This is a genomic window from Desulfolithobacter dissulfuricans, from assembly GCF_025998535.1.
Lineage (GTDB): Bacteria > Desulfobacterota > Desulfobulbia > Desulfobulbales > Desulfobulbaceae > Desulfolithobacter > Desulfolithobacter dissulfuricans.
The window spans coordinates 1,398,116-1,421,229 of sequence record NZ_AP024233.1 but is presented as its reverse complement, the minus strand read 5'-3'; the positions used below and the strand labels follow the sequence as shown (position 1 = coordinate 1,421,229).

Genomic DNA, 23,114 nt, shown 5'->3' with positions numbered 1-23,114 from the left:
TTCTATCCCAGCCTGAGGATCAGCAGGTTGGCCATGCCGATCAGGAAACCGAGCAGGGCTCCGAAGAGGTTGATGTACTTGAACTGCTCCTCCATGATGGAAAGCAGGAGGCGTTCCAGGCGCAGAAGATCGAGCGAATCCACCTTTTCCGTGACGATACGGCGGATATTGAGTGAATCCACCAGCCCCGGTACCTGGGTCTGGAGCAGACGGTTGATCTGCTGCACGAGATACTCGGTGATCCCCCTGCGGACTCCGGCGGGCAGAAGGTCGCGCAGCACGCCTATGGGCCGGGCCGTGAGCCGGTCGATCATGGTGCCCAGCATGGAATCGATAATGGATTTCACCTGCCTGGAGCGTAGCAGGGTAACGCTTTCACGGACTATGGTCCGCTGCAGCGAAACCGTGGTTTCCGGGCCAAGCAGCCGGCCGGCCACCTCGCCCAGCGGCCGCCGACCTTCATCGAGCATGGACTCCATGGAATCGTGGAGCAGGGAGGCGAAGGTCCGCCGCACCCCTTCGGTGCGCAGCACAGCCAGCAGCTGGTGGGCCGTCTCCTGGAAAATATGATCGAGTTGCTCCCCGTCCACCTTGTCCAGCAATGCGCCGATGGGCGTGGCCAGGAATTTTTCGGCCTGCTGCCCCAGTACATCGGCGAACCGGTCCTGGACCGCCGGCTGCTTGAGCCAGGTGGCGATATCCTCTTCCTTATCCTCCAGGTACTGACGGATTTTCTTTTCCAGGCTGCCTGCATCAAGGAAACTTGAGGCCATGGCCGCCAGCGGCCCCAGGGTACTTAAAAAGCCATTGATGGCATCACGAATGCCGCAGATGATCTTCTCGCGCATGGTCGGTTCCGCAAGCATCCTGGCCAGCTGTTCCAGCAGCCGCGGAGCCTGCTCGCGGATGGTGGACACGATCAGAAAGGCCAGGGACTCGGGCAGATGATCGCCGATGGAACGGTCCTCGCTGGCTGCCTTTTCCACCTGTTCGCGCAGATAGGCGGCAAGCCATTTTTCCACCTCCTCCCCGGCCAGCAGCTCGCCGACAAAGTCCTCGATAAACCGGTATACCGCCTGCCGATCATCATGGGAGAGAAACTCGTTCACCGACCGTTTCCCGAGCCGGTCGAGTTCCCTGATCAGGATCTCCTCCAGGGTGCTGGCAAAGGCCTCGCTCTTGAAGAACCCGTGCACCCCGCTCTTGAGCTGGTACTTCAGGGTCCGGATACCGATCTTGAAATAGGCCCGGAACCGACGGGGCACCACCGAGGCGGCCGGGCCCAGGTCGCGACTCAGGACATCCCGGACCATGTCGTCGACGATCCGGTAGAGGTGATCCTGGAACCGTTCCCGGGAGAGTGCCTCACCGATGTCCTTGCTGGTCAGCAGATGCTGGCCCACCATTTCACCGATGTTGACGGCCAGCTCATGCCGCTTGGACGGGATGACGCCGGGGGTCATGGGCACACGAATGGAGCCGATCCGCCAGGGCTTCAGCGGCCGAAACAGCATCCTGATGGCCACCTTGTTGGTCAGGTAGCCGATAAAGGCGCCCAGAACCGGAGGGCCGGCCCAGGCAAGAAGTGCTGGATCCAGGGGTGGTGTGATCATTTATCCCTAAAAAAGTCTGTGAGTTGTCAGGCCGTTGAAAAACTACTGCGCCAGGGGATGATGCGTCAAAATCAGGCTCGGGCAAGCGAGTTCGAAGTCTGCGCTTATCTGCAAGACTTGGCAATGCTCATGTACTCCATGTACACTGCGCTTTTTCGCCTCATTTTTCCTTGTCTCATCTTCGCTCGCTACGTTTTTCAGCAGCCTGTCATGTGGGTTCAGTCCTGCACTGACGCCGTCTTGTCCCTGACCAGTTCGACAACTTCGCCGGGATGGCTCACCAGGTGGGCCGCCCCGCTCTGGCGGAGCTCGTCGGCGGTTCTGAATCCCCAGAGTGCGCCCACCGGTGTCATGCCGGCCCGCAGCGCGGTCTCCATGTCTGTTGCCGTATCACCGAGATAGAGGATATCCGCCGGTGTAAGCCCCATGGTCTCTGCAATTTCCAGAGCCCCGTCCGGGGCCGGTTTCCTGGGCACGCCCGGACGGTGACCGAGCACCGAGACAAAAGAGTGATTGCCAAGCAGCTCCTGGACGCAATGGCGCGTAAAGTCGTCAGGTTTGTTGGAGAGCACGGCCAGGGAGAGACCCAGCCGGCGCAGTTCTTCGAGCATGTCGTCGACGCCGGGATAGGGCCGGCTCAGCACATTCCAGTTTCTGGAGTACACCTCCCGGAATTCCTGGATCAACCGACGGATGGTCTCTTCGTCGCGGCGATCCTCGGGGACGATCCTGCGAATCAGCATCTCCAGGCCGTCACCGACAAAATAGCAGTAGGCTTCCCGCGGATGGGTGGGCATGCCCTGGGCGGCCAGCACCCGGTTACCGCTTTCCGCCAGATCATCGAGGGTATCGAGCAGTGTTCCGTCCAGATCAAAGATCACAGCCTTGTAGCCCATGCAGGTCCTCCGGAGATGTTTGTGAAACAGCGCTGGAAGCCTGGATCTTTTCGGCTCCAGCCGGTCATACACAAAGTTGTCAAAATATCGCAGAACCTGCGCCGCGTCCACAAGTAAATCCATACCCAGGGAAAACTTCCTGAAAAAACAGGCTTTTCCGTTTGACATGAAAAAACCCTTTCTATAAGGTATAGTGATACGGAAACAGGAACCATTCATTTATTTTTCAAGGATATAGAACATGACCAAAGTTATAGCCATGGCAGGCAAGGGTGGTACCGGCAAGACCACCACATCGGCCCTGCTCATCAAATATCTTCTCCAGTGCAAGATGACGCCCATCCTCGCTGTGGACGCCGATGCCAACGCCAACCTCAACGAACTGCTGGAACTCGATGTCCACATGACCCTGGGCGAGATCCGCAAGGAGATGAAGGGCGATATCCCGCACGGCATGAGCCGCGACCAGTACATGGAGATGAAAATCCACCAGGCCCTGATCGAGGAATCGGGCTTTGACCTGCTGGTCATGGGCCAGCCGGACGGGCCGGGATGCTACTGCGCAGCCAACCAGTACCTGGCCATGACCATGGACAAACTGGCTGAAAACTACAGGTACATCATCGTTGACAACGAGGCGGGCATGGAACATCTGAGCCGCATGAACCTGCACGCCATCGATACCCTGATCATTGTCTCGGATCCGTCTGCCCGGGGCATCCTGACCGCCCGGCGGATTGCCGATATAACCGGCCCGCTCCAGCTGGAGATAAAGCGCCAGTATCTCGTCGTCAACCGGGCCCCGGACCCGGTGCCCCCTGCCCTAGAGGAAAAAATCGACCAGGCCGTGGCCGAGGCGGACATGGAGCTGGCCGGCATCATCCCGGCCAGTGACGAACTGGTCCAGCAGGAACTCTCCGGCAGCTCCTATCTCAGTCTGCCAGATGATGCCAGGGTGGTCCAGCAGGCCTTTGCCATCTTTGACAAGATCTTTGCCCAGTCCTGAGGGTGCCTGGCCGGTGACAGAGCAGGAACATCCCACCAGCATGGTCGAACTGATCAAGGTGGCCAAGATCTATCCGCCCTCGGTGGAAGCGCTCAGCGACGTCTCGCTGTCCGTGAAGCAGGGGGAGATGGTCTTTCTCACTGGCCGCAGCGGGGCCGGCAAGACCACCCTGCTCCGGCTTCTGTGCGGCCTGGAAACTCCGACAAGGGGGCTGGTGGAGATCGGCGGCAACGACCTGGCCAAGCTGTCCCGCGCGGCCATCCAGCGGCTCAGGCGATCCATAGGCATGGCCTACCAGGACTTCAAGCTGCTGCCTGACAAGAGCGTGGCCGAAAACATCGCCATTTCCATGGAGGTCTCCTACCGGAGCCGCACCTTTATCCGCAAGCGTACCCGCTACCTGCTCGACCGGCTCGACCTGACCGACAAGCTCCGGGCCCGGGTCGGTGATCTTTCCCGGGGCGAACAGCAGCGGGTGGCCATTGCCCGGGCAGTGGCCAACAAACCCGAACTCATCCTGGCCGACGAACCGACCGGCAACCTGGATGGAGAGACCACCGAGCGGGTCATGGAGCTGTTCAGGCAATGTCACCGCCAGGGCGCCACCCTGATCATCGCCACCCATGATCTCTCCATTTTCCAGGGTACAGGCCACCGGGTGGTCGAGCTCCGTGCCGGCCGCCGGGTTCAGACCACAGACCCGGACCGGACCCCTTCGCTACCTGGTGAGGCTAAGGCAGAGATATGAACTTTCTCTACGCTGTCATCACCCAGACAGGACGCAATCTCCGGCAGACCTGGTCAACCCAGATCCTCTCCCTGCTCACCATTGGTCTGTCAGTGCTTATTTTCTCCTTTTTCTATCTCATCTACACCAATGTCCTGAATATCGGCCGTCATTTCGGGGATGACCTGCGGCTGGTGGCCTACCTGGACGAAGAACCCGGGCCCCGGCTCCAGGACGAGTACCGGCGCAAGATCCTCAAGTTTGACCAGGTGGAAAAAATCGTCTTCATCAGCAGGGAGCAGGCCTATGATCGCTTTGCCGCCCAGCTGGGCCGCGATCGGGATATCCTGGCTGACATGCCGCGTGATTTCCTTCCACCATCCATGGAAATCTATCCGCACCGGTCGCTGACCTCCCTGACCCGGATCAAACGTTTTTCCGACTATATCCAGACCCTGCCCGGCGTTCTCCGGGTCCAGTACGGCCAGGAATGGGTGGAGCGCTTTTACTCGTTTGTCCAGCTCCTGCGGGTGGTCGTCGTCCTCTCCGGTGCCCTTCTTGTCCTGGTAACCTCGTTCATGGTGGCCCATTCACTGCGGCTGGCAATTCTGGGCCGACAGCAGGAACTGGAACTGCTCCGCCTCGTGGGGGCCACCAACAACTATATCCGCATGCCCTTTTTCATCGAGGGTGCCATGCAGGGGTTGCTCGGTTCCAGCCTGGGGCTGGCGGCCCTGTACCTGCTCTTCAACTGGATTAAACTGCGCTTTGCCGGCTCGGCCCTGCTTGAGCTGTTTCCCTTTACCTTTTTTCCCCTTCCGGTCCTGGGCGGCATCGTTGGGGTTGCCACCCTGCTCTGCGCCAGTGGCAGTTATTTTTCGACCAGAAAGTTCCTCCGCCTATGAAGCTGCACCGTTGGAAATCATGGCTGCTGCCTGGTTGCCTGTACCTGCTGCTGACAACCGGGGCTGGCGGTTGGGCGGTGGCAAAAACAGCTGCAGAGATGGAACAGCACCGCCAGAATATCGGCAGGCTGCGGAGCGAACTTTCCAGCCATCTTGAAAAAATACAACAAACCGGGGAAAAGGAGACAAACCTGCTCGAAGAGCTAGAGCAGATCGACCAGAAGCTGAGCCACCAGAAAAAGACCGTGGCCACGATCATGGCCCAACTCCAGGCCCAGGAAAAACTGCTGGCTGAAAAGGAGCAGGAGCTGCGCAAGGCCTGGACCATCAAGGACGCGGTCCGGACGCATCTGCAGAAGAGACTGCGTGCCTACTACCTGGTGGGGCGGATAACGGTGCTCGATGTCACCTTTTCCAACCAGAAACTGCCTGACCTGATGGTGTTTGGCGACTCGTTTCGCCGGCTGCTGGAATATGACCAGGAGCTCATGGTCAAATACCGTGACACCATTGAAGAACTGCGCCGGGCGAGAGATGCCGAGCAGCTTGAAAAATCGGTCCTTGAGAATTTCCTTGCCCAGGCCGAGAAAGAAAAGGACAAGCTGGCCAGGCTGCGCCGGGAGAAAGAACAGCTCCTGGCCCGGATCCGGACAGAGAAAAGTCTCTACATGCAGGCGGTACGGGAGATGCAGCGGGCGGAACAACACCTGAGCCTGACCCTGACCCGACTCAAGCAACAGCAGGAAAACCGGACCAGGGGCTTTGTCCTGAACCGGGGCCGGCTGGAGCCCCCGGTCCGGGGCCGTCTCACCCGCTGCTTTGGCGAAAGGAGAGATGATGATCCCGAAAGCGTGGATAAATCGCGGGGTATCTCCATTGAGACACCGGATAACGCCCCGGTGCGTGCCGTCTATAAGGGCAAGGTGCTCTTTGCCGGCTACATGCGCGGGTATGGCAACATGGTGATCATTGACCACGGACTGCGCTACTACACGGTCACCGCCCGGCTGGACCAGGTCCTGGTCCACGAGGGACAGCAGGTGGAGACCGGCGGGCAGATCGGGATCACCGGTGACATCGCCACCCTGTTTGACCAGGGACTTTATTTTGAAATCCGTCACGGCGCCAGGGCCGAAGATCCGCTGCCCTGGTTCAGGCCCGGCAGCCTCCAGCAGTGACAGGGACCTGAATCAAGAGGCCTTTTCTCCGTGGAGGGCAGCGGGGTACGGACGACAGGCGAAAACTCCAGCTTCACCGATTGCGGAGCAAGTAAAAAAATATTCTGTGAAGCCGCCTGGTAATCTGATACATTCGTTTTTGACCAAATCACAGGGTGCCTGAAAGTACCAAGGTACGGGGTGACCCACATTCCTTTTCCATCCGGGTATAGAACCAGTCCATGAAAAAATACTGCATCCTGCTGCTCACCCTTGTTTTTCTCACCTTTCCCGGCCCGCATGGTCAGGCCGGGGAACAGGCCCAAGATGACCAGGAAACCTACAAGAGCCTGGAGACCTTTTCCAACGTCCTGATGCTGCTCCAGCAGCATTACGTGGACAAGGTCGATATTCACCAGGTCATCGTCGGCGCCATCAACGGCATGCTCTCGTCCCTTGACCCGCACTCCTCCTACCTGGAGCCCGAGGATTTCAAGGAACTGCAGGTGGAAACAAAGGGTAGTTTCACCGGTATCGGTATCGAGATCACCGTCCGGGACGGTGTGCTGACCGTGGTTTCTCCCATCGAGGGAACCCCGGCCTACAAGGAGGGCATCCGTGCCGGTGACCAGATAATCCGCATCAACGGCAAACTGACCAAGAACATGACACTGATGGACGCGGTCAAGAAACTCCGCGGCCCCAAGGGCAGCAAGGTGACGCTGTCCATCTTTCGCTCCGGGTGGTCCGAACTCAGGGATTTCACCCTGGTCCGGGCGGAGATCCCGCTTCACTCGGTCAAGAGCATGATCCTGGAGCCTGGCTTTGTCTACATCCGGATAACCAACTTCCAGGCATCCACCACCAGAGATTTCCGCAAGGCCTTACGGAATGCGGCCAAGAAGGGTGAGATCAAGGGGTTGGTGCTGGACCTGCGCAACAATCCCGGCGGGCTGCTGGACCAGGCTGTCAAGGTGGCGGATGTGTTCATCGACAAGGGTGTTATCGTGTCCACCCGTGGCCGCGACCCGGAACAGGACATGGTGTTCGAGGCCCACCGGGACAGCGACGCCTTCCAGTTCCCGATCATCGTCCTGGTCAACGAAGGATCGGCCAGCGCCTCTGAAATCGTTGCCGGCGCCCTGCAGGATCACGGACGGGCCATCATCCTCGGTACGGTGACCTTTGGCAAGGGCTCGGTGCAGACCGTGATCCCCATGCCCGACGGGGCCGGACTGCGGCTTACCACGGCCCGCTACTATACTCCCAGCGGCGAGTCCATCCAGGCCAGAGGCATCAAGCCCGATGTGGAGATCCCCTTTGTTCCGCCGGTAGAAAACGTTGATCAGAACAAAAGAAAAAATTTCTGGACCGTGCGGGAAAAGGATCTTCCCCACCATTTCAAAAACGGCGGGGAAGACCAGAAAGAAGAGATGTCCCAGGAGGACAAGGATCTGCAGAAGGCCAGGGAAAAGCTGCAAAAGGACAACCAGCTGCGCACAGCGCTGATCATCCTGAAAAGCCTGCAGATAGCGGCCAAGAACAAGGTCCTGGCCGACTGAACCCGCAAGAGATCTTTTCTCTGACCAACACAGAAGGCCCTGCCATCCCAGAGATGGCAGGGCCTTCTTCTTTGACCTTTACTGAAAACAGACGATTGTCAGAGAATGCCCAGCTGACGCCAGCCTTCATCCATGAGGATGAAAAAACCGAAATGTTCGTAGCCGTACACAGCGGGATCGGCCAGCGGATCGTACGGGGCAACCAGGTGCTCGGTGGCATAGACAAGCCGGCCCAGATAGAGGCCGTCGGCGATCTCGACCACCTCGTCTACCAGGTACCGGCTCGGCGGGGTGTTACCCAGTCCCTGCCAGCGGTAATTGAGCTGGAATACCTCCCGGTCCCCATCTGCCGGATAAACAGAGCGCGCTTTTCTGGCTATGAACAGCCCGCCTTTTTTCTGGTAGCCATACAGAGCCTCCTCCTCCGGGGTTGCATCCTTGAGATTCATCATGAAATCCAGCACGGTCACACTCAGCTGATTGAGCGGTGACTCGGGAAAGCGCTGGAATCCGTTCAATCCCACGAAGACGGTCTCGGTGTCTGTTTCATGGCCGCCGGTGTACTTCAGAAGCTCTTCGCCACTGGCCCGGTGAAGAATCTTTCCCTCCCAGGGGGAGACCTCTCCCAGCGTGTATCCCCAGATCTGGTTTAAAATTTCGCCCCCTGGATCCTCGCCCTTTTTCAGGTACAGACTGTAGCCATGCAAATGGCCTTCCAGCTGTTCCGGCACCGTACCGCAGGCAAAGAGATGCTCCAGGTTACGGAAATACCTGGAGTCCGTACCAGGCTCCTGCTTCATACCCTCCACATAGAGTTTGAGCAGGGAAAGGACCGTGTGATCTCCGGCCAGTTCCTGTTCTATCTCGTCAATCACCGGATCACGGGCCCTGCAGGTATCGTCGAGCGTCAGCCGCCGATACCTGTCAGTCACCACCTGCAGGGTCTCGGTTGCCTCGTCATAAGATTCGCGACAGCCGGCAAGCGACAGGCTGCCAAGCAGCAACAGTATCAGTACACAGGTACAGCGCCTCCACTTCATGGGTCCACCTCCATCTCCTCCACCACTATTCCGGACCGATGATTCGGTTCGGATCCTTCCCCTCCGGTTGCCGCCGATTACCCAGGCAGGTTGCAGGCCAGTGCTTTCCACGGAAACAGGAAAAACGATTGACACTTAACTCCTTGTTTTGATATTATTATTAATAGATGACAGAACTCATTGCCAGCTAAAAAAAAAATCATGACAGGTCCATCGGGATCAACGGCATGGTTATGGCAACGGGTTGTTATCATGCTTTGACCGCCACCATGACGTCCGTTCAGGCGTCCGTCCTCCCGGTGGTCATCCCTGCCAGGAACAAGGTGAGTGAGAACATGTGCGAAAAGCACTCTCCATCCATGGCTCACCGCCCGAAAACGGTGCCTGACCCTTCAACCGCATCGTCGGGTACATCTACGTCCCCAAACAACCCCCACTGTAAACTCTTCGATACGAGATTGCGGGCCGTATTATCCGGGCACCTGTGGTCTGCGATATCGCGAGACACACGGCTACTCCGAACCTGTAATCCAGACCAGATCAAGGCGGGAATATCATGAATGCACTGCAACAGAAAACCGCGGACAAGCTCCTGGAGCTACACCCTTCCAACCGCATCTTCTGGCATGAGGACACCACCCGGCCCAAATTCATCATGGGCAGGCTCAGTGAACCCAGTGACCGGTCGCCGGAAGAGATCGCCCTTACGTTTCTTGAAAAACATGCCGACCTCTATGCCCTGCCCGAAACTTTTGACGAGCAGACCTTCGTGGTCAGCAGGGAAAGCGATCCCCACGGGGTCCATCACGTCTGCCTGGCCCAGAGCGTGGCTGGTGTACCGGTCTACGAGGGTTCGGTACAGGTTCACGTGGACAGTGACGGCGTGGTCATCGCCTGCAAGGACAACCGGCTCTCGCAGCTGCCTGCGGCCACGGAACCCGTGCTGAGCGCGGACGAGGCGGTTGCCGGAGCCAGGGAAGAGATACAGGGCCGGATCACTTCCCTGCGGGAGCCAAAGCTCATCATTGTCCGGACCCGGGACCAGGTCCCCCGCCTCTGCTGGGAGATCCAGCTCCTGCTGGAAGGAGAACTCGGAGCCCGTATCCTGTATGTGGATGCGGTGGATGGCGCCATCCTGCTGCAGATCTCGGAACATCGCGACATCATGAGGCGCACCACCTACACGGCCAACAACGGCTCATCGCTGCCCGGTGCGCTTGTCCTGGAGGATGACCAGGTATGCGACGACCAGGTGGCCCAGGCAGCACACGATAATGCGGCCAACGTGTATCGTTATTTCGAGACCATCTTTGGCCGCAAGAGTTACGACGACCGGGATGCACCCATCGTCTCCACGGTCCACTTCGGGCAGCGCTACAACAATGCTTACTGGAGCAGCTGGTACAACCAGATGGTGTACGGGGACGGAGACGGCCGGGTCTTCGGACCACTGGCCCGGGCCCTGGATGTGGTCGGCCACGAATACACCCACGCCATCAGCTCACGCACTGCCCGCTTTGTCTACGCCGAAGAAGCAGGCGCGCTGGATGAATCCTTTGCCGACTTCTTCGGGGTGATGATCAGCAATGACGGCGAGATCACCAACTGGCTCATCGGTGAGGGTGTCTACACGCCGTATCGCTCGGACGACGCCCTGCGCGATCTCTCTGATCCTCCCAGGTGCCGCCAGCCTGACCATGTGGAGGACATGCTTCTACTTAAAGAAGGAGAACGTCCTGATCCCGACAAAAACGATAATGGCTGGGTTCATGTCAATTCCGGTATTCCCAACAAGGCTGCCTGGCTCACCGTGGCCGGCGGCACCCACCATGGTATCGACGTCACCGGCATCGGCAGGGAAAAGGCGGAACAGATCTATTACCTGGCCATGACCCAGTATCTTAAAAGCGCGACCCGCAGCCGCTGGACCTTCCGTCAGGCCCGCTACGCCCTGCTCAATGCCTGCCGGCAGCTCTACACCGACCAGGGGTCGGAATACGCGGCCATAAAGAACGCCTGGGCCGCGGTGGGCATCGGCGAGCCAGCCTCTGACTTCGCCATGATCCGCAGGGAACGGCGGCCAGCCCTGGATATTCCGGACAATGATCCGGCCGGTGTCATCGACACCCTCACCGTGGAGGAAGAGGGCACCATCCGCGACATCAGGTGCCAGGTCGACATCCAACATACCTATATCGGTGATCTGCGGCTTATCCTGCGCTCGCCGGGCCAAGAGAGCGTGGTTCTCCACGACCGGGAAGGCGGCGGAGCCGATGATCTCGTCCGGGAATACTCCCTGGCCGATTATGTACCCCTGGCGACTCTCAAGGGTGATCAGGCCCATGGTACCTGGGAATTGCAGGTCAGCGATCATGCCGGTCTGGATACAGGGGTGCTCAGGAAATGGAGCCTGGGTCTCTCGCTTATAAAACAGACTGAAAAACGGTTACAGAAAACCTCCCAACCCCAGCTCCTCATCCCGGACAACAATCCTGGCGGCATACGGGACACCATCGAGATCACGGAGCAGGGCACCATCGTCAAACTCAAGATCAGCCTGGATATCGAGCACACCTATATCGGCGACCTGCGCTGTACCCTGACTGCTCCGGACGGCACGGATGTCGTCCTTCATGACCGCAGCGGCAACGGTCGTGACAACATCAAAAAAACCTATGACGGTGTCCAGGTGCCCGGCCTGCTCACCCTTGAGGGCACGCCTATGCAGGGGCAGTGGCAGCTCGCGGTCAGCGACCACGCGGCTGAAGATGAAGGTGCTCTCAGGCAGTGGGGCCTGGACATAACCTGGAGGTGAAAAAGAGCGTTGTGCCAAGGAGTACCCTGTAATCCCGCAGGAAAAAAAGCAGTGACAGGAGGTAGTCATGGCAGATGGAACGAGCACGGCAGTAACAGAGGCTGCAAGACTGGACGAAATCGGCTTTCCGGAATTCACCTGCAAACTCATAACCGATGTGTTTGATGCCCTGGTCTCGGCCAACATCCGGCAGACCGAGGCCTACGTGGAACTGCTGAGGGCTGTTTCCGCATCCCTCAAGGACTACATCAACAACACCAAGGACGATATCGGCGGCGACCAGATCCTTCAGTTTCTGGCCCAGGTCCTTCCGCCGGAAACCGCCAATGCCGATAAGGATGGCACCAAGGTGAAACCCGGCTCCAGCCTGACCGATGATGAGGCCGAGGCCCTGAACAAGGCACTCACGGTGCCGGAAGAGGCCGGGGTCAGCAACAACAACCAGGTGGCGGCAGCCGGCGCTCTGGACCAGGACAAGGTCAACGCCATCATAGAGGCGGTGGCTGTCCGGCTGGCGGCCAACAAGTATGACATCCTCAAGGAGATGGTCAAACAGGGTATCCTGAGGATCGTGGTGGAAAGCGGTACCATCGAGACCAGGCTGACCTTCACCACCTATGGTTCCACCTTTTATCAGAAACAGAGCGGCACCTATCATCGCGACAGCTTCCGCTTCCGGGCCAAGGCGCGCACCGGCAGCCTGCTTTCGTCCTGGGTCAAGGCCTCGGCGTCCACGTCCTACACGAACATTAATATCCGGACCACCAAGGAGACCCAGCGCGATATCTCCGGCAGCCGGGTCCAGATATTTGGTGGTGTGAAGCTCAATATCAAAACCGATTATCTTCCCCTTAACCAGTAGGCAGTAGGGAGCAGATCCATGGCCGAAGTGGACAGCCCGGTTGAAGTTGGTTTTGCCGAATTCATCGCCCGCCTGATGTCCGAGGTGTTTGATTCGGTGGTGACCAGTCAGGTCGACCAGGAGCAGCGGTATGCCGAAATGTATGCCGCTGCTTCGCTGAGCGAGGAGGAATATGGACGACAGCATGTGAGCGACGAAGATGTGGCGGCCGAGCTGGCGGACCTCTTTCCTCCCCACCCGGATGAGAGGGAGAGGGAAAGCGCCGTCTATCCCGGCGCGCCCTACCATCCTCCGGGTGTTGACCGGTCCGAGGATCCGCCCCTCTACGAAGTGCTTGGCCTGAGGCTGGAGGAGGACGACCTGAAAAAAAAGGAGGACCGGCTGGTTCTTGGCCAGTCGGCGGTGAACAAGGTGCACGGGAAGGTCCGCAGCCTGCTGGCCGCCAGGCATCTGGCGGTGGTCAAGCAACTTTTGTCCCGCGGTCTGCCGCGGGTGGTGGTAGATTCCGGGCGGGTGAACGGCAAGCTCACCTTCCATCTGACCACCAGCCAGGGCTCGACAACGGGAGAAACGGGCGGTACGGGGTTGGCAGCCACAGACATCCGCGCGGCCACGGCGGGGGTGCTGCCGAAGTTCGGGAGCCGGAGTGTCTTTACCCTGCCCCGGGCCCGCATCCTGCCGGGGGTCAAGGTGCTGGTGAAACAGGCCGACGACCGCTCGCCCCAGAGTTCCCAGGTCAAGGCCAATGTGTATGGTGAAGTGGAAATAACCTTCAAAACCGTTACATGAGCCAGATAGAGACCATACCGGAGTCGCTGGGGGACTTTGCCGCCGTCCTGGTGCGCGAGATATCCCGCTCTCTCGCCCTGATGCGCCATGACGCGCCACTGATTAGGGTGGACCGGGTCCGGATCCGGTTCGGCCAGCCGGAAGGCGAGGATTCGGTGCTGACAGACCGTTATCCCTTTCTGGCAGATGGCTGGGTGGTGGAAATGGAAATGGATCCTCTGGTCCAGGCCCGCCTCCAGGGAGAACCTTTACCCGAAGAACCGGCCGTCCGCACTCTGCTCGATATTTTCAAGGATCATTCCATTACAGATATCAAGGGGGTGAACAGGGACTGGTCCGCATTTTTCAAACACCACGGCCTGGAAACCATCGGCCAGCTGGCGGCAATATCCACCAACCAACTCAGCGCCCTGGCCCGGCAACGACGCTCGGTAAAACTCTGGGAGCTCCATGGCAAGGCCAGGCTGCTGCAGAGTGACATGGTCTATTTTCCCTCCACCGCCCTGGACAGGGATCGGCTGTATACACTGCTGAAAATGGACCCGGAGGAGCTGTTGCAACGTGCCGGAGCGACAAAAGTGTCCAGGGCGGAAATAGAACGGCTGGGAGAAATCATGGAGCTCCTGGCCATTGTCGTGGACAGCCGGGTACTGCAGAGCATGCGCCTGAGAGACCTGCTCTGGTAAGCCGAACCTCCCTCGTGACATCCGCCTCCATGAGAAAGCCTGTCAAGCACAGTTCGACGTGGCAAACCATTTTTTATAAATCCCTGGTAACGTCAGGCTTCCATTCGCATACATATAAAGAGCTCAGCCCAAGCTCGATGCATCGTACAATCCGTCCTGGAAGCTGCAACCTCCGCGAAGGTCTTTGAATATGTCACTAACTGATAACGGACCGAGCGGTGTCACGCAGTCTTCCGGATGGGACGTTTTTTCGAGGGAGATATCAAAAACTCTTTATCGCCGGCCTTGCCCTCACGGGAAACACTGCCTTTGACATCCCTGTCAGCCGGTTTTCTACGCAGCTTTTGCCAGGTGTCGACAACCCCGGTCCCGAGATCTCGACCACCTCGTGGATCAGGTATTGGCGCGGCTGGACGCTGCAAGTATCCAGTTCGATTGTCCAGCTACCCTGCTGCTCGGTGATGGCTCGAATACTGATTTCCACCTCTCCCGGGACATTACATGCAGGCGCCATGAAACGATACTTGGACACAAAAACAATGTGATACTGGCGGATCCATATCGTTTATGCTAACGTGCGAGAGGGACTCACTACCTGCTTCTGTTGCCGTTTAGGAGAATAACCCGCTCTGGTTGCAGCAATAAATCGGTGCAGTGCGACGCTTGTGGACTCATACTTCGGCTGCAGGACAAGGGGTTCTACGCTGAACTGAAAGTTTTCAAAAAGGGCCTCCTGTGCACCACCTTATGTCGGCTTGTTGGTCATGTCGGGAGTTGCTGCCGGATCTCAGACGCCCACTGAACCAGGACGAAAAAAATGAAGAAAAAAAAACAGTCTCCTGCCTATAGATTGTGCCAGCAGGCAACCAAGGCCAAACAGAAAGGTTTATATAGAAAAGCCCATGAGCTCTACAATAAGTCACTGAAAATAAATCCTTTTCTTGCTGCAACTTATTATGAACGTTCAGACTTGCCTGATTTGAACATCTCAGATATGGAACTTGCCAGAATGGAAAAAGTTTTTTCCACGGCAAACACCCTGCAGGACAAAATAATAATGGCATTTGCTCTGGCCCGTGCTTATGACTGTCAATAGCCAAAAAAACTGACCCACTACCGGACGACAAAATTGACCCACCCGGACAAAAAAATTGACCCACCCGAGGCCCCTGGCCAAGAGCCTGTCCGGTGCCCGCAAGGAGAGCGGGCTGGGAGAGTTCCAGGTCGAGACCACGGAGGCGATATGCGTTGTCGTGACGCTCCTGCATGGCGGTCACCCTGTCAGCTTCTGGCGCAGCCTGTAGCTCTCGCCGCCGAGCATGAAGACGCGGGAGTGGTGGACCAGGCGGTCGATGATGGGCACCGCCACGTTGTCGTCGTGGAAGAAGTCGCCCCAGGCGGTGAACTCCTTGTTGGTGGTGACGACGATGGAGCGGTACTCGTACAGGCTGTTGACGAGTTGGAAGAGGTTGTAGAGCGCGGTTTTGTTCATGGGCAGGTAGCCGAGCTCGTCGATGATCAGGAGGTCGTTCTTGGCCAGGGCCGTTATCCTGGCCTTGAGCTCGCCCTTGGCCAGGGCCAGGTCGAGCGACTCCACCAGTTCGGCGGCCCGGGTGAAGAGGACCTTGTAGCCGGCCTCGACGGCCTTGTGGCCGATGCCGATGGCCAGGTGGGTCTTGCCCACGCCCGGGGGGCCGATGAAGATCAGGTTCTCGCGGTTGTCGATGAAGGAGAAATCGAGCAGGGCGTTGACCTGGCGCTTGGTGATGGTGGTCTGGTATCTGTAGTCGAACTCCTCCAGCCGCTTGATTGTGGGGAAGCCCGCCGCCTTGCGGTTGCGGAGGATGCGCTTGTGGTTGCGCTGCCGGCGCTCGTGCTCCACCAGCATGTCGGCGAACTCCAGGTATGAGACCTCGTTGGTCTCGGCGGCGGCGAGCAGGTCCGGGAGGCCGGCGGCGATGCTGGTACAGCGCAGGCCGCGGAACTTGGCAACGGTGGTCTCAATGGACGGCATCGCTCACCTCCCCTGTCTCGCAGATAGCGGCGTATGGGCGCAGCATGGCCCTGGTGGCGCTGTCGGCCGCGGCTGCCGGCCGCTCCCGGGGCTCCTGGCCTGTCCGCAGTTCGTCGAGCAGGTCCGGGCGCTTCCGGTACGCCTCCAGGTAGTCCTCGATGCGGGAGGTGGTCAGGCGCGGCTGGTCGAGGAGATGCGCCAGCAGGGGGGCCGGGATCCCGTGGCGGTCCAGCAGGCGGATCAGGCCGGTCAGCTGGTCCTTGTAGATGTCCGGCGCGCCCTTCTTGAGCAGGGCGCTCATGCGGATGCCGTCGTCGCCCAGGCGGCGCTGGATCTCCGCCTCGCAGTCGGCGATCCGCCGGGCCTTGTCCCGGTAGTGGGACTTCTTCTTGATCACCTGGCCCCGGCCGTGACACAGGGCGTGCCGCGTGATCTCCTCGCCGGTCTCCAGGTCCAGGAACACCAGGAAGTCCTGCTCCTCGCGCACCCCCACCGTGGCGCGCTGGTAACGCATGGGCACCGAGTAACGGTTGCTCTTCCAGGAGACGAGCCCGGTCTTGTCCGCCTTGCGGGTCTCCCGGCAGGCGGGGGTGAAGTCGATGCTCGGGGTGAGGTAGGGCCGCATGTGGCGCCGTTCGTCCCGCTCGTAGCGCTGCCGCGGTGACTCGCCAGTGCTGCCGTGCTTTCTGGCGTTGGCCGTGGCGTCGAGCCATTCGGCCATATAGGCTTCCAGGTCGGCCCAGGAGTCGAAATGCTCCCCGGCCAGTCCATTACCCTTTACGTACCGGACCCCGGCTTCCACCTTGCCCTTGCTCTCGGGGTCGTATCCCTCGCAGGCCCGGATCCGGAAACCGGCTACGGTGGCATAGCCATGGAACTGCTCGTTGAGGGTCAGCTCCCGGTAGCGTTCCTTGATCACCACCAGCCTGGTCTGGTCGTAGACGCACTCCTCGGGCCGACCGCCGAAGTACCGAAACGCTGCGTCGTGCATGCGGATGAACGTGCCGGTGTCGATAGGCCGGGGAGAAAGCCCCACGTACATCAGCCTCGAATAGGAGAGGACAAAGACCACGAAGTAGACGGTCGTCGGCTGGCAGGCCACCAGGACTCCCCGCAACTCCCCGGGGTCCACCTGGCATTGGACCCCGGGGACCATGTCCAGAACCGGCTCGTAATAGCGCTCCTGCTTGAGCGTGGAGGTCTGCTTGAGCCGGGCCACGTATCTTCGCACCGTCCGGATCGACACCGGCAGGTCAGGGTGTTTCTCCTTAAGTTTGCGGTGGATCTTCACCGCGCTCAAGCCGGGAAACGACTCCATGAGATGCCGGATGTAGGCCCGGTGGGGATCGAGGAGCTTGCGCCTCTCACGGTTGCTCTGCCGGGCCTGGATCTCCTCTTCGGACATGGCCAGGTACTTCCGGACCGTGTTGCGGGAGATCCCCAGCCGTCGCGCAATGCCACGGATGGACATCCCCGACCCATTGCTATGTAACGCTTTGATTTTGTGTATCATGTTCCACCCCTTCAAGGTTGCCTCCTCCCGGTTTGTATGGTTGGGAAAAGGAGAGAGGATACAGCCAAACGGCTGCCGTTTCAGCCTCGAAATGGGTCAAAATTGTTGGCCTTATGTGGGTCAATATACTTGGCCATTGACATTATGACAGAAGAGAAGAGTATGAAAAAGCATTCGATATATTGCAGACAGGTAATGAATTAAAAAGAAAAACTATTGAGTATAATCCATCAACTATCAAAAAAGATATTGTCAGGATAATGGAGGTCTTTTCAGAATTCGAATTTTCCGGGACTGAATCATCAGGACATGAAACAAGGAAACCGATATTCATTATTGGTATGCCACGCAGTGGAACAACATTGATTGAACAAATAATTTCATCACATCCTGATGTTGTTGCTGGAGGTGAACTATATGCCTTGAACAAAGCAGTGATCCCGGCTTTTTCTTATGTCAACATGGCAGCCCCCATGGGCAAAAGACTTTCGGCTGTGAATAAAAATATACGTATCAGATGCGCAGAAAACTATTTAAAAATGTTACCTGGAAACAGACGGCGAGTAACGGATAAAATGCCTGCGAATTTCCTCCATGTAGGATGGATATGCCTTTTATTCAAAAACGCAAAAATAATACATGTAAACAGAAACAAGATGGCTACGATTTTCAGCTGCTATCAACAATACTTTACCAATGGAAACGAATACGCATACAATCTTCACGAACTTAGCGAATATTATGATTCATACTATTTACTTATGCAATATTGGAATATCCTTTTCAAGGAAAGGATACTTGATATAAACTACGAAGATATCGTATTGAACCAGGAAGATGAAACAAGAAAAATAATAGAATTTTGTGAACTTGAATGGAACGATGCCTGTTTGTCTTTCGAAAAAAACAAACGTACCGTTACGACATTAAGTGCTAGCCAGGTACGGAGACCAATTTACAGATCCTCGCTTGATCACTGGAAAAAATACGCTCAATACCTTGATCAGGTCCGTTAGGCTTCCATAGGTTGCAGACAACCTTGTCAGGCTGTCGAAAAACTACTGCACCCGAAGCTGATACCGACCGCGTCGAGATTTGACTCAGGTAAGCGAGCTTGCGAGATTCCGAAATGCCCATGGGCACCACGTACACTGCGCTGTTTCACCTCATTCATCTTCCGCTCGCTACGTTTTTCAACGGCTCGTTATGAGCTGTTTTTTCCCTGTCCTCGACTGGAAAAAAGTTCTGTATCCTTCCAATGCTCCTGGCGATAGTTGCACTCAAGCAGAAAAATGCGCTGCCTCGCACAGGGGGTGCAGTCTTTCCAGGGCGTCCTCGCGGCAGGCACCGTTCCCGGCTGTCAATCCTGCCTTCCCGGGATGAAAACACGTCTCAACAACCCCACAGGCAGCTGAAGAGAGACACCCCGGGAGCGACCATGGTCCCGACGGGCAAGGAACAGCGAACGCCTGCGCATAACAGTCAGTTTCACTCCTTAAAAATAAATGAAATAGATCTGTTTATCCTCCTTCCTGGGGCGGAAGATTCTGTCAGGAGTTTATAGGGATTCACCATTTTTAACAAAAAAACTTCAAGAATTCAGCTAGTTGCTTTCACAAAACATGTAAGACCCTACACGCCTCCCAAGATTTCATCCCAAAAAAATATAGAAAAACAAGATAATGGGCGTTTTTCGCTTGCACATGTAAGACCCTACTGATATCTTGTGGATATGGCACACCTGCATAAAAAGATGAAAAAGGGAAGGCCCTACTATTATGTCCGGGAGATCGCGCGGGTCGACGGCAAACCCAAGGTCATCAATCAGATATACCTGGGGTCACCTGAACGTATTCTCGAGATGGCACAGGGCGGCAACAGCATGCCCAAAAAAATCCAGGCGCAAGCCTTTGGTGCACTCTGGCTCGCGAATCTCGTTGAAAAGGAAATAGACCTTGCCGGTCTGATTGACGGGATCGTGGCTGAAGAAAAAGATAATGCGCCATCTGTGGGCGAATATTTTCTCTATGCCGTCTATAACCGGATGATCCAGGCCTGTTCGAAACGGGCAATGCCGGGATGGTATAAGGCCACTGCCATCCAGCATATTCGCCCTGTTCAGATTGACGAGCTCAACTCACAGATGTTCTGGTTCAAATGGAATCAGGTTGGAGAGCGGCAACTGCAGCAGATCGCGAAGGATTTTCTTCGGCGCATCTCCAGGATAGAGTCCTCGTCTTCAGACTGCTTCATGTTTGACACAACCAATTACTACACCTTTATGGCCACAGATACCGAGTCGGTACTGGCCCAGAGGGGGAAAAGCAAGGAAGGGCGCAACTGGTTACGCCAGATAGGCGTTGCTCTTCTTGTCAGTCGGGATAAACGAATCCCGCTCTATTACAGGGAATACGAAGGCAATCGGCACGACTCAAAAATGTTTCTTCAGACCATGGAGGATATGTTCAGGGTCATGCGCGACTCTGCTGGGGAAGATGGTGCCTTGACCGTTGTCTTTGACAAGGGAATGAACAGTGAGGATAATATCGCCGCCATCGATGCCAGGGAAGGTGTCAACTTTATCACCACATATTCAACCCATTATGCTGACCATCTTGTCCATGTCGATCTGGACAGATTCAAGCCTGTTGATACTCGGAAAAACCGGAAACTTGCTCAAAAGGGCAGAGAAGATGACCGGTTGCTGGCCTGGCGGACTCAAGGTGAATACTGGGGCGGAAGCGCACAGTGGTGGTTACATACAATCCACTGACGGCCGCAAAACAGCGTTACGCCTTTGAAAAAAAGATGCTTCGCCTTCAGGATACCCTGTTTGAATTTCAATCCAGGGTCAACAGGCAGGCCCCGTACTGGCGTAAGCAATCAGTTGTTCTCAAGCGGTACATGGACATCTGCTCGGAGTTGCACATCCCGTCAGACCTGTACAAGGTTGAATTTTATGTTACAGACAAGCGGCTCAGAATGAATTTTCGAAAGAACCATTACCGGATTGGGCGCTATATTGACCGGTTTGGCAAGAATATCATCATTACCAATATAACCGACTGGTCAACCGATGAAATCGTCCAGGCAAGCCTGGACCGCTGGACTGTTGAGGATGCTTTCCGGCTGACAAAAGATGAGTCACAGGTGGCGCTCAGGCCGGTACGTCATTGGACTGACAGCAAGATCAGGTGCCACATCTTCACCTGCATAGCAGCCCTGGCACTCCTGCGCATCATCGAATTAAGGCTCAGGAAGGCAGGTGTTAACATGACAGCCAAGGCAGCTATGCGCCATATGGGCAATTTGCACTCCTGCCTTCTGTGGTTACCCGGAAAAAGGAAAGCCGTACGTATGCTGGAAGAACCGGACGAGGCTCAGGCTGATATTATGCGGGCATTTGGATGGAAAATAGCCGGTGTAGAGTAGAGCGCTGTCAACAATGATCTTCAACGACTATGCCCTGCCGCACGCGGCTACTACATATCAGAGGAGGTCTCATTGCGGACAGCGCCCCCTCGTCGAACCGGACGTGCGGTTTTACCGCATCCGGCTCTCCGATGATCTCTCGCCTCAAGGCATTCACAGGGAGTTGACGGCTCTTTTATGCAGATAGACCAGCCCCTTGGACATAAGCGCCTTGTACAACGACGGTCCATCAAGGTGCCGGCAGTGCCGGTGGCTCCGTGTCCTCATAAAGCGACTGAACCGGGTCTGCACGTACCAATCAATCTTCTTGAACGACACCTTCGGGTATCCGAAGGAAAAGTAGTTGCCCCAGCCAATCAGAAATCGATTGACCTGATCAATTACTTTTTCTACCGGCTCTTGAATCCTGCGAATCGTCAGAGCATGTATCCTCTCCCGCGCCCGTTTCAGGCTCTTGGCAGAAGGGACAATGTTCAAATACCGACCCGCTCCGTACAGACTGCGATCAAAGCGGAACGTAAATCCAAGGAAATCAAAACTACTGCCGGGATCTTTCAAGTTAACTATGGTTGTCTTGTTCCGATTCAGGATCAGGTCGAGTTCCCCCAGCGTCTTGTCAACAAAGGCGTGAATGCGAGGTCCGATGTACCGAGCCATGATAACCCAGTCGTCGGCATATCGTACCAGCCTTGCGTTGGCAAAATTGCGGGGACCTTCCGGGCTGTGAAAGCGTTGGTCGAATTCATGGAGAAAGATGTTGGCCAGCAGAGGCGAGATGACTCCACCCTGTGGCGTACCCTTGCGGGAGCGAGTGATCTTGCGACCGCCCTGCCCATCCTCTTCAACGATATCGCTTTTCAACCACATCCTGATCAGCTTCAAAACGGATCGGTCAGCTATTCGACGCTCCAGGCATTGCATCAGTTTGCCATGGTCAATCGTGTCAAAGTAGCTGCTCAGATCCGCATCCAGGACTTCAGTAAATCCCGCCTTGAGCGCCTGCCGAATCGCGGCGAGAGCATCATGGGCCTTAAGGCCCGGGCGGAATCCGTACGAGCAGTCCTCAAAGTCTGCCTCGAAAATCGGCTCCAGGATCAACAGGACCGCCATCTGTACAACCCGATCCTTGACGGTCGGGATACCCAGCGGACGCATCTTTCCATTCGCCTTTGGGATATAGACCCGTTTTACCGGCATGGGCCGGTAGGTCTTATCCTTCAATTCCTGCTGTATTGTTTGCAGCAGGCCTGCTACACCTTCCGAACTCTCCTTGATGGACGCAAGGCTTACTCCATCCACCCCGGCAGCGCCTCGATTGGCGTAAACCCGGTTCCAGGCACTTTGCAGTACATCTAGGCGATACACCCGGTCGTACAGGGCATAGAATCGAAACTCCGGTTCCTGCTTGGCCTTGTGGCCCAGTTTCTTTCGCAAGAGGGAGACCTTCGGGCTCAGGCCGAACTCCTGCCCTGCCCGTTTATCCGTAGTGGGAGACAAACATGTGTACTCCAAGCGGGACTTCCTCCATTGTCAGAAACACGATCAAAGTCCTGCCCCTTCGCTCCACGGGAGTTACCCCGCTTCAACACTACTATGGGCAGGTCCGACTCCCGGCCGGGACCGCACAGAGGGTTATGCATTCCCCTCCAGCGTTTGGACTCGGGCTATCTGCTGCCCTGCCCGTCCCGCCGGGTCTCCCAGGTTCCCTGGCGCTCCCTTGAGTACATGCCATCTCCAAACACCCCGGGCGGCCCAACGCAACGCTCCTGTTGTCTCATCGCGTCAATGACTGGCTTCCCCATGACCTCGGAGGGTCGCCGCCGCCAAATGTGTAACGAGGCCGAATCGAGTTCACAGATGTTACGGCCTATACTCTATCTGACCTTACGGCCTTTTCCGACCCTGCTTGACGATTCGGGTTACCCCTACACGCCGGGTCGGCGATTTCGCGGTGAACAGGCAATTACCGCGGGTGGCATCGCAGCCACCAGATTCGCCAGAGCTTCGCCTGGCACACGGGGTCTTACAGGAAATATAGATTTATCACTCTGGAATACCGTCATTTTAATGAAAAAGTATGGAGGATTCTATAAACTC

Annotated in this window: 18 protein-coding genes and 1 pseudogene; 13 read left to right on the top strand and 6 right to left on the bottom strand. The window is 56.9% G+C overall.

Going from position 1 to position 23,114, the window contains the following annotated elements; all coding sequences use genetic code 11:
* Positions 1-2 precede the first annotated feature (2 nt).
* Together GF1_RS06315 and GF1_RS06310 are read right to left on the bottom strand one after the other, a co-directional pair.
* Positions 3-1,613, bottom strand: a complete 1,611-nt coding sequence (locus tag GF1_RS06315) for a DUF445 family protein (RefSeq protein ID WP_267928779.1) — start codon at positions 1,611-1,613, stop codon at positions 3-5.
* Between the two features lie 218 nt (positions 1,614-1,831).
* Positions 1,832-2,632, bottom strand: coding sequence for an HAD family hydrolase (locus GF1_RS06310; protein ID WP_267928778.1), 801 nt, complete (start codon positions 2,630-2,632; stop codon positions 1,832-1,834).
* 118 nt (positions 2,633-2,750) lie between these two features.
* Here GF1_RS06310 and GF1_RS06305 point away from each other — a divergent pair, with 118 nt between their 5' ends.
* The 5 genes from GF1_RS06305 (at position 2,751) to GF1_RS06285 (ending at position 7,866) form a co-directional block, all read left to right on the top strand.
* Positions 2,751-3,515, top strand: a complete 765-nt coding sequence (locus tag GF1_RS06305; RefSeq protein ID WP_267928777.1) for an ATP-binding protein — start codon at positions 2,751-2,753, stop codon at positions 3,513-3,515.
* A gap of 13 nt (positions 3,516-3,528) precedes the next feature.
* Positions 3,529-4,263 carry a cell division ATP-binding protein FtsE gene (ftsE, locus tag GF1_RS06300; RefSeq protein ID WP_267928776.1) on the top strand — a complete coding sequence of 245 codons (735 nt, stop codon included), beginning with the start codon at positions 3,529-3,531 and terminating at the stop codon, positions 4,261-4,263.
* A complete protein-coding gene (locus GF1_RS06295; protein WP_267928774.1) occupies positions 4,260-5,147 on the top strand; it encodes a cell division protein FtsX in 888 nt (295 codons plus the stop codon). Before ftsE ends, GF1_RS06295 begins: the two co-directional genes overlap by 4 nt.
* Positions 5,144-6,325, top strand: coding sequence for a murein hydrolase activator EnvC family protein (locus GF1_RS06290; protein ID WP_267928773.1), 1,182 nt, complete (start codon positions 5,144-5,146; stop codon positions 6,323-6,325). Before GF1_RS06295 ends, GF1_RS06290 begins: the two co-directional genes overlap by 4 nt.
* 221 nt (positions 6,326-6,546) lie before the next feature.
* Positions 6,547-7,866 (top strand): S41 family peptidase, encoded by a 1,320-nt coding sequence (locus tag GF1_RS06285; RefSeq protein ID WP_267928772.1) that lies wholly within the window; start codon positions 6,547-6,549, stop codon positions 7,864-7,866.
* A 98-nt stretch (positions 7,867-7,964) separates the two neighbouring features.
* On the opposite strand, the gene GF1_RS06280 is transcribed toward GF1_RS06285, so the two are convergent.
* Positions 7,965-8,906, bottom strand: coding sequence for a hypothetical protein (locus GF1_RS06280; protein WP_267928771.1), 942 nt, complete (start codon positions 8,904-8,906; stop codon positions 7,965-7,967).
* A 556-nt stretch (positions 8,907-9,462) separates the two neighbouring features.
* Here GF1_RS06280 and GF1_RS06275 point away from each other — a divergent pair.
* The 6 genes from GF1_RS06275 (at position 9,463) to GF1_RS06250 (ending at position 15,362) form a co-directional block, all read left to right on the top strand.
* The gene (locus tag GF1_RS06275; RefSeq protein WP_267928770.1) at positions 9,463-11,721 is read left to right on the top strand and encodes a M4 family metallopeptidase; all 2,259 of its coding nucleotides are present in this window, start codon (positions 9,463-9,465) and stop codon (positions 11,719-11,721) included.
* Positions 11,722-11,788: 67 nt separating this feature from the next.
* Complete coding sequence (locus tag GF1_RS06270) at positions 11,789-12,583, top strand: hypothetical protein (protein WP_267928769.1); 795 nt, start codon at positions 11,789-11,791, stop codon at positions 12,581-12,583.
* An 18-nt stretch (positions 12,584-12,601) separates the two neighbouring features.
* Positions 12,602-13,372 carry a hypothetical protein gene (locus tag GF1_RS06265; RefSeq protein WP_267928768.1) on the top strand — a complete coding sequence of 257 codons (771 nt, stop codon included), beginning with the start codon at positions 12,602-12,604 and terminating at the stop codon, positions 13,370-13,372.
* Positions 13,369-14,058 (top strand): hypothetical protein, encoded by a 690-nt coding sequence (locus GF1_RS06260; RefSeq protein ID WP_267928767.1) that lies wholly within the window; start codon positions 13,369-13,371, stop codon positions 14,056-14,058. The genes GF1_RS06265 and GF1_RS06260 overlap by 4 nt, the downstream gene beginning before the upstream one ends.
* A gap of 817 nt (positions 14,059-14,875) precedes the next feature.
* Entirely contained in the window at positions 14,876-15,154 is a 279-nt protein-coding gene (locus GF1_RS06255) for a hypothetical protein (RefSeq protein WP_267928766.1), read from the top strand.
* 55 nt (positions 15,155-15,209) lie between these two features.
* Positions 15,210-15,362 (top strand): hypothetical protein, encoded by a 153-nt coding sequence (locus tag GF1_RS06250; RefSeq protein WP_267926244.1) that lies wholly within the window; start codon positions 15,210-15,212, stop codon positions 15,360-15,362.
* Here the strand turns inward: GF1_RS06250 and istB are convergent.
* Both istB and istA read right to left on the bottom strand, forming a co-directional pair.
* The gene (gene istB / locus GF1_RS06245; protein ID WP_267926245.1) at positions 15,332-16,072 is read right to left on the bottom strand and encodes an IS21-like element helper ATPase IstB; all 741 of its coding nucleotides are present in this window, start codon (positions 16,070-16,072) and stop codon (positions 15,332-15,334) included. The genes GF1_RS06250 and istB overlap by 31 nt on opposite strands.
* Positions 16,059-17,543, bottom strand: coding sequence for an IS21 family transposase (istA, locus tag GF1_RS06240; RefSeq protein WP_267926246.1), 1,485 nt, complete (start codon positions 17,541-17,543; stop codon positions 16,059-16,061). Before istA ends, istB begins: the two co-directional genes overlap by 14 nt.
* A 224-nt stretch (positions 17,544-17,767) precedes the next feature.
* Between istA and GF1_RS06235 the strand changes: the two genes are divergently transcribed.
* Entirely contained in the window at positions 17,768-18,601 is an 834-nt protein-coding gene (locus tag GF1_RS06235) for a sulfotransferase family protein (RefSeq protein ID WP_267928765.1), read from the top strand.
* A gap of 716 nt (positions 18,602-19,317) precedes the next feature.
* Positions 19,318-21,017, top strand: a pseudogene (locus GF1_RS16580) (IS1634 family transposase).
* 153 nt (positions 21,018-21,170) lie between these two features.
* Here GF1_RS16580 and ltrA read toward each other — a convergent pair.
* A complete protein-coding gene (ltrA, locus tag GF1_RS06220; protein ID WP_267926035.1) occupies positions 21,171-22,514 on the bottom strand; it encodes a group II intron reverse transcriptase/maturase in 1,344 nt (447 codons plus the stop codon).
* Positions 22,515-23,114 lie beyond the last annotated feature (600 nt).

What these genes read in the sequence shown, in the direction of transcription:
- GF1_RS06285 (WP_267928772.1), top strand. Translation starts at nt 6,547, where the DNA reads ATGAAAAAATACTGCATCCTGCTGCTCACCCTTGTTTTTCTCACCTTT.
- GF1_RS06290 (WP_267928773.1), top strand. Translation starts at nt 5,144, where the DNA reads ATGAAGCTGCACCGTTGGAAATCATGGCTGCTGCCTGGTTGCCTGTAC.
- GF1_RS06280 (WP_267928771.1), bottom strand. Translation starts at nt 8,906, where the DNA reads ATGAAGTGGAGGCGCTGTACCTGTGTACTGATACTGTTGCTGCTTGGC.
- GF1_RS06260 (WP_267928767.1), top strand. Translation starts at nt 13,369, where the DNA reads ATGAGCCAGATAGAGACCATACCGGAGTCGCTGGGGGACTTTGCCGCC.
- GF1_RS06255 (WP_267928766.1), top strand. Translation starts at nt 14,876, where the DNA reads ATGAAGAAAAAAAAACAGTCTCCTGCCTATAGATTGTGCCAGCAGGCA.
- GF1_RS06265 (WP_267928768.1), top strand. Translation starts at nt 12,602, where the DNA reads ATGGCCGAAGTGGACAGCCCGGTTGAAGTTGGTTTTGCCGAATTCATC.
- GF1_RS06305 (WP_267928777.1), top strand. Translation starts at nt 2,751, where the DNA reads ATGACCAAAGTTATAGCCATGGCAGGCAAGGGTGGTACCGGCAAGACC.
- istA (WP_267926246.1), bottom strand. Translation starts at nt 17,543, where the DNA reads ATGTCCATCCGTGGCATTGCGCGACGGCTGGGGATCTCCCGCAACACG.
- GF1_RS06315 (WP_267928779.1), bottom strand. Translation starts at nt 1,613, where the DNA reads ATGATCACACCACCCCTGGATCCAGCACTTCTTGCCTGGGCCGGCCCT.
- GF1_RS06275 (WP_267928770.1), top strand. Translation starts at nt 9,463, where the DNA reads ATGAATGCACTGCAACAGAAAACCGCGGACAAGCTCCTGGAGCTACAC.
- GF1_RS06270 (WP_267928769.1), top strand. Translation starts at nt 11,789, where the DNA reads ATGGCAGATGGAACGAGCACGGCAGTAACAGAGGCTGCAAGACTGGAC.
- istB (WP_267926245.1), bottom strand. Translation starts at nt 16,072, where the DNA reads ATGCCGTCCATTGAGACCACCGTTGCCAAGTTCCGCGGCCTGCGCTGT.
- GF1_RS06295 (WP_267928774.1), top strand. Translation starts at nt 4,260, where the DNA reads ATGAACTTTCTCTACGCTGTCATCACCCAGACAGGACGCAATCTCCGG.
- GF1_RS06310 (WP_267928778.1), bottom strand. Translation starts at nt 2,632, where the DNA reads ATGGATTTACTTGTGGACGCGGCGCAGGTTCTGCGATATTTTGACAAC.